Below are 12,065 nucleotides of genomic sequence, written 5' to 3'. Positions count from 1 at the left end.
ACTACCGAGTAACGAAGCCCCTTGTGCGGGCGGCGAGAATGCACCACGATCGGCGACGCTCGGTCCATTCCCGTACCCCGACAGCCGGTCGGGCCGCGGGTTCATCTGGGTCCCCACCGAGCAGAGTCGGCGGCAGTGGCGCCGGCTCTTGGGCAGGGGGGTCTTCGCCTCACCGCGAAGCCTGTCCAGCAGGGTTGTGCGTGATGCGTGTCAGGCGCGACCAGTGGTTGTCGCTCGGGGGTGATCGCCGGTGATCGAGGTGCGTTCGTGCCTCCGAGTGCGGGCGCTCCCCTTCCGAGGACGTAGCACTTCTCCCATCCCTGCCCGGCCGAGCCGCCGTTGGGGGCGATACCGGGCCAGGAGATGTACGTCCGAGAAGGAGGAAATATGGAGTCCCAGGTGCGTGGCGGGACCAGATGGAAGCGGTTCGCTGTGGTCATGGTGCCCAGCGTCGCCGCCACGGCGTGTATAGGTGTCGCCCTCGCGCAGGGTGCTCTCGCCGCGTCGTTCAGTGTGTCGGGCCAGCAGTTCAAGGTCACGGCCGACTCGCTCGAAGGTGACGGCTTCGTTCAGTACGGCGCCGTGGACTCGGGTGTCACCCTCGCCGGTGACAAGACGATCCACCCGGTGGCGGTCTCCGCGTTCAACAGCGCGACCATCACCAACCTGTGCCAGTCCGTGGTCACGCCGAACGTCCCGATCTTCGGGAACGTCAGCCTGATCCTGCACGCGGGCACCGACGCGAAGAAGCCGGTCGAGGCCACCAAGCTGTACATCGACCTCGACGACCTGAGCGCCGACGCGACGTTCACCAACATCAACATCGGTGTCGCGGCCGGCAGCTCGACCAAGGGTCCCGGCATCAAGAGCGACGAGGCCAAGGCCGGCCTGACGAACCCGAACGGGTTCGCGCAGGAGGCGGACCACGCCTCGCTGTCCGGCGTGAAGCAGACGGCGTGGGCCACCACCGCCGGAACCTTCAAGCTGAGCGGTCTGCACATGTCGATCTCGACGAAGGGAGCGGAGTGCTACTAAGCACTCCGTGACGGGCGGGGGCGCCGACGGCACCCCCGCCCTCCACCTTCTTCCCATGGTCTTCACACGCGGTACAAGGAACCACCACCGCACCACACAGCATCACCACCACAGCAACGCCGCACCAGGGAGCTGTTTTCCATGAGCGCCGAGACTCCTGCCGCATCCGGCCAGTTCACCCGCCGGAGGCTGCAGTTCCGCTCCTGGCGGGGCACGCGGCCGTTCTGGGCCGGTCTGTACATCCTGCTCGCCGGTTTCCCGATCATGTACTTCCCGTACGCGCATCTCCAGATCGGCAACCTCACGGTGGCGATGGCGACCACCGCGGGTGCCGGATCCCTGATCATCGGCGTGCTGCTCGTCGTCCTGGGCATCAGCCTCTGGTACCAGAAGCACATCCGCACGTTCGCGGGAATCGCCGCGATCCTGCTGGCGCTGGTGTCCCTCCCCGTGTCCAACTTCGGCGGCTTCGTCATGGGCTTCCTGCTCGCCCTCGTGGGTGGAGCGATGGCCGTGGCCTGGTCTCCGGGCGCGCCCCCGAAGCCGCAGCCGGAGGGCGAGATCCCGCCGGCCGGGGACGGCGCCCCGGAGGAGGCCGCCCACTACCCGGGGCCGGACGGCGTGAGCGATGGGGGTGCCTCCCAGGGCCTTGCGCCGCTGGGGGAGAACGACCTGTCAGGAACGAGCCCGGTGAACGGGGCGAACGGGAGGCACAGTGCCGGCTGACGAGGTGACCCACGGGACTGATGTGGACGAGTCCCGTGTGAGAACCGGGCCGCGGCATGCGGCGCCCAAGAAGCCGTTGTTCACCAGGTTCCACATGCCTGCGGGCAAGGCGATAGCTTCCGTGGCGATGCCGACGGCCGTGCTCATGGGCTTCGGCTTCACGTCCTCGCTCGCGATCGCCGACACCAACAGCACGTCGTCGGCGTCCTCGAAGAGCCTTGCCGAGGACTACAAGGACTGCGTCTCCGCCCTGGACTCGGCGTCGCCCTCGGCGTCGGCGAGCGACAAGGCCACGGACCCGGCCTCGCCGTCGGCGACCGCGTCGGACGACGCCAAGGACTCCACGTCGTCGTCGGGCAAGTCGTCCTCGTCGGATTCAGGTTCCGACGACGCGGCCACGCCGACGCCGTCCGCGTCCAAGTCGTCCTCGGGCGGTTCGGGTTCCTCGGGGTCGTCCGGGTCCTCCGGTTCGTCGGACTCCGGCAGCACGGCGACCCCGTCACCGTCCGCCTCCGCGAGCAGCGGCGGTGGCGGCCTGCTGGGCTCGATCGGGGACGCGATCGGCAGCATCCTGAGCGGCGGCAGCACGACGGGCTCGTCCTCGTCGGACTCCACCGCGAGCGCCACCCCCTCGCCGTCGGCGTCCGCCTCCTCGGACTCGTCGTCCTCTTCCTCGTCGTCCTCGTCGAGCAAGGACAGCGCTTCCGACACCGTGTCCAAGACCGTCAAGAAGGTCACGGACACGGTGAAGGACACCACCGACACGGCGACCAAGGCGGCCGGCGAGGTCACCAAGGACGCCGCCAAGGCGGCCGGGGACGCCACGTCCAGCGCCTTGCCGAGCCCGTCCGCGAGCTCCAGCAAGTCTGCCGACGGCTGCAAGGTCGCCACCGACGACGTGAGCGGTGTCGACAACAAGGTCGCCGTCGCGGACGACCCCTGGTACCTGAGCGCGAGCTCGCTGACGCTGAAGAGCGCCGACTACCAGGGCATCGTCGAGGTGAGGACGGCCGGCGGCAAGACGAAGAAGGTGCTGAAGTACGTCATCTCGGGCGGCACCGACATCGGTGACCTGCACCAGACGGTCAAGGACACGACCATCGGCAAGACCTACCACGTGCAGGCGGCCCCCGGTTCCACGTCCAAGATCACCGGCGGCGCCACGACGATGTACACGGAGTCCATCTCCGGCAACCTCTTCGGCCTGATCCCGATCACGTTCGACGTGGACAACCCGCCGCCGCTGAACATCCCGCTGATCTACTTCACCAACGTCAAGGTCACCCAGGCCGCCCAGTTCGGCGGCACCCTGCACGTGCCCGGGATGCACGTCTACACGACCGACGGAACCGGCTGAGCTCCACCACAGACCCCTCCGGGAGCCGCAAGAGGGCTGTGCCCCGCCGAGTACCGACTCGGCGGGGCACAGCCCAGTCCGTTGCCCCGCCGGAGTTCCCCCGGCAGGAGCAGACGGAGAGATGATCGCCTTCTCCTTCGAACCCCGCGCCGAGGGCGCCCCCTGGCCACAGGGAGCGCCCTCGGTGTCGTACAAGGCCCCTTACGGGGGCGTCACCTGTTGATGCCGCCGATGTGGTGGACGCGGAGCATGTTGGTGGTGCCCGGGACGCCGGGGGGCGAGCCGGCCGTGATGATGACGGTGTCGCCCGCGTTGAAGCGGTTGATCTTGGCGAGCTCCTGGTCGACCATGTCGACCATTTCGTCCGTGCTGTTCACGAACGGCACCACGTGCGACTCCACGCCCCAGCTGAGGGTGAGCTGGTTGCGGGTGTTCTCGTCGGTGGTGAAGGCGACGATCGGCTGCTGCGCGCGATAGCGCGAGAGGCGGCGGGCGGTGTCACCGGACTGGGTGAAGGCGACGAGGCCGCGGCCGCCGAGGAAGTCGGCGATCTCGCAGGCCGCACGGGCCACCGAACCGCCCTGCGTGCGCGGCTTCTTGCCCGGCACCAGCGGCTGCAGGCCCTTGCTGAGCAGCTCGTGCTCGGCCGCCTTGACGATCTTCGACATCGTCTTCACGGTCTCGACCGGGTAGGCGCCGACGGAGGACTCCGCCGAGAGCATGACCGCGTCCGCGCCGTCCAGGATCGCGTTGGCGACGTCGGAGGCCTCGGCGCGGGTCGGGCGGGAGTTGGTGATCATCGACTCCATCATCTGGGTCGCCACGATCACCGGCTTGGCGTTGCGCCGGCACAGCTCGATCAGGCGCTTCTGCACCATGGGGACCTTTTCGAGCGGGTACTCGACGGCCAGGTCGCCACGGGCCACCATGACGGCGTCGAACGCCATCACGACGCCCTCCATGTTCTCCACCGCCTGCGGCTTCTCCACCTTGGCGATGACGGGGACCCGGCGGCCCTCCTCGTCCATCACCCGGTGCACGTCGTCGACGTCCTTGGCGTCCCGCACGAAGGAGAGCGCGACCATGTCGCAGCCCATGCGCAGCGCGAACCGGAGGTCCTCGATGTCCTTCTCCGACAGCGCGGGCACGTTGACGGCCGCGCCGGGCAGGTTGATGCCCTTGTGGTCGGAGACGACACCGCCCTCGATGACGATCGTCCGCACCCGCGGGCCCTCGACCTCCGTGACCTTCAGCTCGACGTTGCCGTCGTTGATGAGGATCTGGTCGCCGCGCGAGACGTCGCCCGGCAGGCCCTTGTAGGTCGTACCGCAGATGGTCCTGTCGCCCGGGATGTCCTCGGTCGTGATGACGAACTCGTCACCGCGCTCCAGCTCCACCGGTCCCTCGGCGAAGGTCTCCAGACGGATCTTCGGGCCCTGCAGGTCGGCGAGGACGCCGATGGCACGGCCGGTCTCCTTGGCGGCGGCCCGGACGCGGTCGTACCGCCCCTGGTGCTCGGCGTGGGAGCCGTGGCTGAAATTGAACCGGGCCACGTTCATGCCCGCCTCGATCATGGCGACGAGCTTCTCGTGGGTGTCGACCGCGGGGCCGAGAGTACAGACGATTTTCGAACGGCGCATGGGGGCGATCCTATCGGTTTGTTTCGCTACGGAATATTCCGTCTGGTGGAAGATACAAATGGGCGCTAATGTGCTCAGCTGTTAATTCCGGCCGGTGCCGATCCGGCGCCGACGAGCGCGTACGTCTGGGTCGCGATCTCCAGCTCCTCGTCCGTCGGCACCACCGCGACGGCGACACGCGCACCGGCGGGGGATATCACCCGCGGCTCGTCCGCCCGTACGGCGTTCAGCTCCGGGTCGACCGTGAGCCCCAGCCCCTCCAGGCCCGCCACCGCGGCCTCCCGCACCGGGGCGGCGTTCTCGCCGACGCCGGCGGTGAAGGCCACCGCGTCGACCCGGCCGAGGACGGCGCAGTACGCGCCGATGTACTTCTTCAGGCGGTGAATGTAGATGTCGAAGGCGAGTTGTGCCGCTTCGTCGCCCTCGTCGATCCGGCGCCGGATCTCCCGCATGTCGTTGTCACCGCACAGACCGAACAAACCACTCCTCTTGTTGAGAAGAGTGTCGATCTCGTCCATGGACATTCCGCCAACTCGCGCCAAATGGAAAATGACGGCCGGGTCCAGATCGCCGGAACGGGTCCCCATCACCAGCCCCTCCAGAGGCGTCAGGCCCATCGAGGTGTCCACGCACCGGCCGCCCCGGACGGCCGACGCGGACGCCCCGTTGCCGAGGTGCAGCACGATGACGTTGACCTCTTCCGGTGTCCTTCCCAGCAGCCGCGCGGTCGCCCGGGACACGTACGCGTGCGAGGTGCCGTGGAAGCCGTAACGGCGGATCCGGTGCCGGTCGGCGAGCTTCGGGTCGATCGCGTACCGGGCCGCGTACTCCGGCATCGTCGTGTGGAACGCCGTGTCGAAGACCGCGACCTGCGGCAGGTCCGGGCGCAGCGCCCGTGCGGTGAGGATGCCCGTCAGGTTGGCCGGGTTGTGCAGCGGGGCGAGCGGGACGAGCCGCTCGATCTCGGTGAGCACGGCGTCGTCGATCACCGTCGGCTCGGTGAAGAACATCCCGCCGTGCACCACCCGGTGCCCGATCGCGGCCAGTTCCGGCGAGTCGAGCCCGAGCCCGTCCCGCGTCAGCTCCTCCGCCACGGCCTTCAGGGCGGCCTCGTGGTCGGCGATCGGCCCGATCGCCTCGCGGGTGTCGCCGCTGCCCGGGCAGGTGTGCCTGAGCCGTGAGGTCTGCTCGCCGATCCGCTCGACGAGACCGACCGCCAGCCGGCTGCTGTCCCGCATGTCCAGCAGCTGGTACTTCACCGACGAGGAGCCGGAGTTGAGGACGAGGACACGGGTCGGACTGGGGCTCACTGGGCGGTTGCCTTCTCGCTCGGGGACGCGGCCGCGGGCTCGGCCGGGTTCTGTGCCGGGTGCTGGGCCGGACTCTGGGCCGGGTTCTGTGCCGGACTCTGGGCCGGGTTCTGTGCCTGGATCGCCGTGATGGCGACGGTGTTGACGATGTCCTGGACGAGGGCGCCCCGGGACAGGTCGTTGACGGGCTTGCGCAGCCCCTGCAGCACCGGCCCGACGGCGATCGCGCCGGCCGACCGCTGCACGGCCTTGTAGGTGTTGTTGCCGGTGTTGAGGTCCGGGAAGATCAGCACACTGGCGTGCCCCGCGACCTCCGAGCCCGGCAGCTTGGTGGCGGCCACCGACGGCTCCACGGCCGCGTCGTACTGGATCGGCCCCTCGATCTTCAGGTCGGGCCGGCGCGAGCGCGCCAGCTCGGTCGCCTCCCGCACCTTGTCCACGTCCGCCCCCGAACCCGACGTGCCCGTCGAGTACGACAGCATCGCGATCCTCGGCGCCACGCCGAACTGGGCGGCCGTACCCGCCGACTGGACGGCGATGTCGGCGAGTTGCTCGGCGTTCGGGTCCGGGTTCACCGCGCAGTCGCCGTAGACCAGCACCTTGTCGGCGAGGCACATGAAGAAGACGGACGAGACGATCGACGAACCCGGCTTGGTCTTGATGATCTCGAACGCCGGGCGGATGGTCGCCGCCGTGGAGTGCACGGACCCCGAGACCATGCCGTCCGCGAGGCCCTCCTGCACCATCAGGGTGCCGAAGTAGTTGACGTCGGCGACCACGTCGTACGCCAGCTCCACCGTCACGCCCCGGTGGGCGCGGAGCAGGGCGTACCGCTCGGCGAAGACGTCGCGCAGTTCGGAGGTGGCCGGGTCGATCAGCTGCGCGTCGCCGAGGTCGATACCGAGGTCGGCGGCCTTCTTGCGGATCTGGTCGACGGGACCGAGCAGTGATATGTCACATACCCCCCGGCGCAGCAGCACCTCCGCCGCGTGCAGCACCCGCGGCTCGGTCCCCTCCGGCAGCACCACCCGCCGCCTGTCGGACCGCGCCTGCTCCAGGAGCTTGTGCTCGAACATCATCGGGGTCAGCCGTCCGGTGCTCGGCGCCGAGACCCGCTTGCTGAGGCCCGCGGTGTCGACGTACCGCTCGAACAGGCCGAGCGCGGTCTCCGCCTTGCGCGGGGTGGCCGCGTTCAGCTTGCCCTCCAGGGAGAACAGCTGGGCGGCGGTCGGGAAGCTGTTGCCGGGCACGGAGAGCACCGGGGTGCCGGGGGCGAGCCGGGCGGCGAGGGTGAGGATCTCGTCGGTGGGCCGCTCGCCGAGGGTGAGCAGTACGCCGGCTATCGGCGGGGTGCCGGCGCTGTGCGCGGCCAGCGAGCCGACCACCAGGTCCGCGCGGTCGCCCGGGGTCACCACCAGACAGCCCGGGGTCAGGGCGGGCAGGAAGCTCGGCAGCATCGCCCCGCCGAAGACGAAGTCCAGCGCGTCCCGGGCCAGCCCCGAGTCGTCGCCGAGCAGGACCTTCGCGTCGAGCGCGTGGGCGATCTGGGCCACCGTCGGCGCGGACAGCGCCAGTTCGTCCGGCAGCACGTACACCGGCACCGGCAGCCGCCCGTCGATCCGCCGGGCCATCTCGTCCCGGTCCTCGCGGACGACCCGGTTGGCGATCATCGCCAGCACGTCGCAGCCGAGGCCGTCGTACGCCCGGAACGCGTTGCGGGTCTCCGCCAGCACCGACTCCGCGTTCTGGTCGCGGCCGCCGACCACCGGGATCACCGAGGCGCCGAACTCGTTGGCGAGCCGGGCGTTGAGGGACAGTTCGTCCGGGAACTGGGTGTCGGCGTAGTCGGTGCCGAGGACGAGCACGACGTCGTAGTCGCGGGCGACCAGGTGGAAGCGGTCGACGAGGGTGGAGACGAGTTCGTCGGCACCGCGCTCGGCCTGGAGGGCGGAGGCCTCGTGGTAGTCCATCCCGTAGACGGTCGCCGGGTCCTGGGAGAGGCGGTACCGCGCACGCAGCAGCTCGAACAGCCGGTCGGGACCGTCGTGGACGAGGGGGCGGAAGACACCGACCCGGTCGACCTGCCGGGTGAGCAGCTCCATCATGCCCAGCTCGACGACCTGGCGGCCGTCGCCGCGATCGATCCCGGTCACGTACACGCTGCGCGTCACGTGTGCACTCCGTCTCTGTAGCCGTCTCCGTGGCCGTCTCTGTGGCCGCACAAAAATCGCCCACCGGGGTGAGCGGAACCCTCTTGACAATACCCCCGACGCCGGATAAGGCGCCCGTCAGGACCTCACCCGCCCGTCCGGCATGAAACAATCGGATCGGCTCACCGGTAACGACAGCGAGCAGGAGACCCACCACCATGCGCATCGGAGTTCTCACCGCAGGCGGCGACTGCCCCGGCCTGAACGCCGTCATCCGATCGGTGGTGCACCGGGCTGTCGCCCAGTACGACGACGAGGTCATCGGTTTCGAGGACGGTTTCCGCGGTCTGCTCGACGGTCACTACCGCACCCTCGACCTGGACGCGGTCGGCGGCATCCTGGCCCTCGGCGGCACGATCCTGGGCTCCTCCCGGCTGGAGCGGGACCGGTTGCGCGAGGCGTGCGACCGGGCCACCGACATGGTCGAGGAGTTCGGCATCGACGCGCTGATCCCGATCGGCGGCGAGGGCACGCTGACCGCGGCGCGCATGCTCTCCGACGCGGGCCTGCCGGTCGTCGGCGTCCCGAAGACCATCGACAACGACATCTCCTCCACCGACCGCACCTTCGGCTTCGACACGGCGGTGGGCGTCGCCACCGAGGCGATGGACCGTCTCAAGACCACCGCCGAGTCCCACCAGCGGGTGATGGTCGTCGAGGTGATGGGCCGGCACGCCGGCTGGATCGCCCTGGAGTCCGGGATGGCGGCCGGTGCCCACGGCATCTGCCTCCCCGAGCGGCCCTTCGACCCCGCCGACCTGGTCAAGATGGTCGAGGAGCGCTTCGCCCGCGGCAAGAAGTTCGCCGTGGTGTGCGTGGCGGAGGGCGCCCACCCCGCCGACGGCACGATGGACTACGGCAAGGGCGCGATCGACCAGTACGGCCACGAGCGCTTCCAGGGCATCGGTACGGCCCTGGCGTACGAACTGGAGCGGCGGCTCGGCAAGGAGGCCAAGCCGGTCATCCTCGGACACATCCAGCGGGGCGGCACGCCGACGGCCTACGACCGCGTCCTCGCGACGCGGTTCGGGTGGCACGCGGTGGAGGCGGCGCACCGGGGCGACTTCGGGAGGATGACGGCGCTGCGGGGGACGGACATCCGGATGGTGCCGCTCGCGGAGGCGGTGACCGAGTTGAAGACGGTGCCGAAGGACCGGATGGACGAGGCGGAGTCCGTCTTCTAGGGCCGCGGTCCCGTCCCGGGCCGCGGGCGCGTGGGGGCCGGCCGCGCGATTTCTCCCCCGGCATTCGGCCGGGGTACCCCGAGCGCCCCTCAACGGGCGCTTTCCATCCGTTGCCAGAAGTGGGCGACGATCCCCGTGAGGAAGTCTCTGCCCTTGTCGTCGGCTGCTTCCGTGGTCGCGATGTTGCCCCAGGCCAGGGTGGCTGTCATCTGTCCCTGGTAGTCCTCGTGCAGTTCGCGCAGCGCGCTCTCGATCAGGTGTCTGTCCAGGGGGAGCAGCTTTCCCACCTGGCGGACGTAGGCCTGCCAGCGCGTGGTGACGGCACCGCGCAGCAGCTCGGCCAGCCGCTCCTCCTTGCCGGTGACGGTGACGAAGTCCGGCAGGGAGAGGCGGAGGGTGTCGGCCAGCACGGTGGACTGCCGTTCCGTGCCCTGCCAGTCCTCGTCCTCCTCCATCGCGAGATAGCCGAGGAGGTCGAGGCCGACCGCGAGGGCCACGTCCTCCGGGGCCAGCCCGCGGGCGATCCGGTGTTCGCGCAGGGTGCGCGGGCGGCCGATGAGTTCGCCCGGGGCGCACCACAACACGGCCGCCAGCGCGGTGAGTTCGGGGCTGCTGGGGATCACCGCCCCGCGTTCCCAGGCGCGTACGAGATCGGGTGTGGCGTATGGCAGCCCGTACGAGGCCCGCAGGTCGTGGGCCACGTGTTCGGGCCCCATGCCGAGAGCGGCACGGAGTCTGCGGGCGGCGGGGGCGTTGAAGGGGGGACCTGGCTGGTTCGGCAGAGCTGGGGGTCGTCGCACAGCCGACAAGGTAGGGGTGTCCGGGGGTGCTGACTACGGTCCGTTCGGCCAGGAACACGGATTGTGGGAACGTACGGGTTCACGGGCAGCGCTTACCTGTTCATCCCTTGACGGCCCCGCCCAGCGCGAAACCTCCTCCCAGCCGGCGCGCGACCAGCACGTACAGCAGGATCACCGGCGTCGAGTAGATGACGGAGAAGGCGGCGAGCTGGCCGTACGCCACCATGCCGCGGTTGCCGAAGAAGTCGTTGATGGAGACCGAGGCGGGCATCTGGTCCGGCGAGAGCAACAGCATGAAGGGGACGAAGAAGTTGCCCCACATCATCACGAAGGCGAAGACGGTGACGACGGCGAGACCCGGTCCCATCAGCGGGAGCACGATCCGCACCAGCGACTGGGCGGAGCCCGCACCGTCCGTCCAGGCGGCCTCCTCCAGTTCCTTCGGGACGCCGTCCATGAAGTTCTTCATCAGCCAGATGGCGAAGGGGAGCTGGGAGGCGGCGAAGAACAGGATGGTGCCCTGCATGGTGTCGATCAGGTTGATCCGGACGAACAGCGCGTACACCGGCACCATGATCGCGGTGATCGGCAGGCTCGTCGCGAACAGGATGGACAGCAGGAACGGCCGGTTGAACCGGGAGCGGTAGCGGGAGAGGGGATAGGCGGCGAGGGCGGCGCAGACGACGGTGAGCGCGGTGGCGCCGCCGCACAGGACCAGGCTGTTGAGCAGCGGGGTGTAGGTGATGTCCGGGGTGAGGATCGCGTCGAAGTTCCCGAGGGTGAACCCGTCCGGGATCCGTACCCGCAGGCCGGCGTGCGGGTCGACGGCGGAGAGGACCACCCAGGCGAGCGGGAGCACGAAGGCGGCGGCCACGATCAGCAGCCCGAGGTCGGCGGCGAGCCGGTGCGCACGGCGTTGACGGCGGGGCATGGTCCGGTTCACACCTCCGTGCGCAGCAGGCGCATGTAGACGACGGAGAAGAGCGAACCGACCAGGAGAAGGAGCAGGGCGACCGCGGTCCCGTACCCGATCATGCTGTTCTGGAAGGCCTGTTCGTACATGAAGAGGGGCAGTGTCTGGCTCTTGTCGCCGGGACCGCCCCTGGTCATCACCCAGATCAGCCCGAAGACGGAGAGCGTCTGAAGGGTGTTGAGCATCAGGTTCGTCCCGATGGACCGCCGGATCATCGGCAGCGTGATGTGCCACATCCGCCGCCAGCCGCCGGCGCCGTCCACCTCCGCCGACTCCTCGATCTCGCTGGGTATCTCGTCGAGGGCGGCGGAGTAGACCAGCATCGAGAAGGCCGTGCCCCGCCACACGTTGGCGAACGACACCGCCAGGATCGGCAGCGTGAACAGCCAGTTCTGCGACGGCAGATGGAGGACGTCGAGGATGGCGTTGAGGGTGCCCTCCTTGCGGAAGAACGCGTACAGCAGGAATCCGGCGACGACCTCCGGCAGCACCCACGCCGTGACCACGATCCCCCCGGTGAGCGTCCGCACCGGCTTGGACGCCCGCCGCATCAGCGCGGCGAGCGCGAGCCCCAGCGTGTTCTGCCCGACGAGTGAGGACAGCACGGTGAAGACGAGGGTCAGCCAGACGGCGTTCAGGAAGGCGTCGTCGCGGAACGCCCGGCGGAAGTTGGCGAAACCGACGAAGGACGAGTGCGCCTGCCCGGTGAGCTGGAGGTCGGTGAAGGCGATCCAGGCGCAGTAGACGATCGGCCCGCCCAGGAAGAGGAGGATCAGGACCAGGGCGGGGGTGAGCGGGAGGCCGCGGGCGATGCGCCGCATGACCACGGG

The 12,065-nt window shown here is 69.5% G+C and carries 10 protein-coding genes; 4 read left to right on the top strand and 6 right to left on the bottom strand.

The window, feature by feature from the left end; all coding sequences use genetic code 11:
* Positions 1–387 precede the first annotated feature (387 nt).
* The 3 genes from AB0472_RS22770 (at position 388) to AB0472_RS22760 (ending at position 3,118) form a co-directional block, all read left to right on the top strand.
* Positions 388–1,035 carry a DUF6230 family protein gene (locus AB0472_RS22770; protein WP_366358376.1) on the top strand — a complete coding sequence of 216 codons (648 nt, stop codon included), beginning with the start codon at positions 388–390 and terminating at the stop codon, positions 1,033–1,035.
* A 141-nt stretch (positions 1,036–1,176) separates the two neighbouring features.
* Entirely contained in the window at positions 1,177–1,761 is a 585-nt protein-coding gene (locus tag AB0472_RS22765; RefSeq protein WP_366358374.1) for a DUF6114 domain-containing protein, read from the top strand.
* Entirely contained in the window at positions 1,751–3,118 is a 1,368-nt protein-coding gene (locus AB0472_RS22760; RefSeq protein WP_366358373.1) for a hypothetical protein, read from the top strand. The genes AB0472_RS22765 and AB0472_RS22760 overlap by 11 nt, the downstream gene beginning before the upstream one ends.
* Before the next feature lie 212 nt (positions 3,119–3,330).
* On the opposite strand, the gene pyk is transcribed toward AB0472_RS22760, so the two are convergent.
* From pyk to pta, 3 genes are all read right to left on the bottom strand, one after another.
* Positions 3,331–4,758 (bottom strand): pyruvate kinase, encoded by a 1,428-nt coding sequence (pyk, locus tag AB0472_RS22755; RefSeq protein ID WP_366358371.1) that lies wholly within the window; start codon positions 4,756–4,758, stop codon positions 3,331–3,333.
* Positions 4,759–4,832: 74 nt separating this feature from the next.
* Positions 4,833–6,068 (bottom strand): acetate kinase, encoded by a 1,236-nt coding sequence (locus AB0472_RS22750; protein ID WP_366358369.1) that lies wholly within the window; start codon positions 6,066–6,068, stop codon positions 4,833–4,835.
* Positions 6,065–8,239 (bottom strand): phosphate acetyltransferase, encoded by a 2,175-nt coding sequence (pta, locus tag AB0472_RS22745; protein WP_366358367.1) that lies wholly within the window; start codon positions 8,237–8,239, stop codon positions 6,065–6,067. The genes AB0472_RS22750 and pta overlap by 4 nt, the downstream gene beginning before the upstream one ends.
* 197 nt (positions 8,240–8,436) lie before the next feature.
* Here pta and AB0472_RS22740 point away from each other — a divergent pair, with 197 nt between their 5' ends.
* Positions 8,437–9,462 (top strand): ATP-dependent 6-phosphofructokinase, encoded by a 1,026-nt coding sequence (locus AB0472_RS22740; protein WP_366358365.1) that lies wholly within the window; start codon positions 8,437–8,439, stop codon positions 9,460–9,462.
* Positions 9,463–9,551: 89 nt separating this feature from the next.
* Here the strand turns inward: AB0472_RS22740 and AB0472_RS22735 are convergent, their stop codons facing one another.
* The 3 genes from AB0472_RS22735 to AB0472_RS22725 form a co-directional block, all read right to left on the bottom strand.
* Positions 9,552–10,262, bottom strand: a complete 711-nt coding sequence (locus tag AB0472_RS22735) for an XRE family transcriptional regulator (protein WP_366358363.1) — start codon at positions 10,260–10,262, stop codon at positions 9,552–9,554.
* A gap of 100 nt (positions 10,263–10,362) precedes the next feature.
* A complete protein-coding gene (locus AB0472_RS22730) occupies positions 10,363–11,193 on the bottom strand; it encodes a carbohydrate ABC transporter permease (protein ID WP_366358361.1) in 831 nt (276 codons plus the stop codon).
* An 8-nt stretch (positions 11,194–11,201) separates the two neighbouring features.
* On the bottom strand, positions 11,202–12,056 hold the full coding sequence (locus AB0472_RS22725) for a sugar ABC transporter permease (protein ID WP_366358675.1): 855 nt from the start codon (positions 12,054–12,056) through the stop codon (positions 11,202–11,204).
* Between the last annotated feature and the right edge of the window lie 9 nt (positions 12,057–12,065).

The organism is Streptomyces sp. NPDC086777, from assembly GCF_040702065.1.
Lineage (GTDB): Bacteria > Actinomycetota > Actinomycetes > Streptomycetales > Streptomycetaceae > Streptomyces.
Note: the sequence above shows the minus strand (reverse complement) of the source record. Positions and strands in the feature narration are given on the sequence as shown.

Bases quoted from the DNA above. Each gene is read 5' to 3' on its own strand.
- AB0472_RS22765 (WP_366358374.1), top strand. From the start codon at position 1,177: ATGAGCGCCGAGACTCCTGCCGCATCCGGCCAGTTCACCCGCCGGAGG.
- pyk (WP_366358371.1), bottom strand. From the start codon at position 4,758: ATGCGCCGTTCGAAAATCGTCTGTACTCTCGGCCCCGCGGTCGACACC.
- AB0472_RS22725 (WP_366358675.1), bottom strand. From the start codon at position 12,056: ATGCGGCGCATCGCCCGCGGCCTCCCGCTCACCCCCGCCCTGGTCCTG.
- AB0472_RS22740 (WP_366358365.1), top strand. From the start codon at position 8,437: ATGCGCATCGGAGTTCTCACCGCAGGCGGCGACTGCCCCGGCCTGAAC.
- AB0472_RS22770 (WP_366358376.1), top strand. From the start codon at position 388: ATGGAGTCCCAGGTGCGTGGCGGGACCAGATGGAAGCGGTTCGCTGTG.
- AB0472_RS22730 (WP_366358361.1), bottom strand. From the start codon at position 11,193: ATGCCCCGCCGTCAACGCCGTGCGCACCGGCTCGCCGCCGACCTCGGG.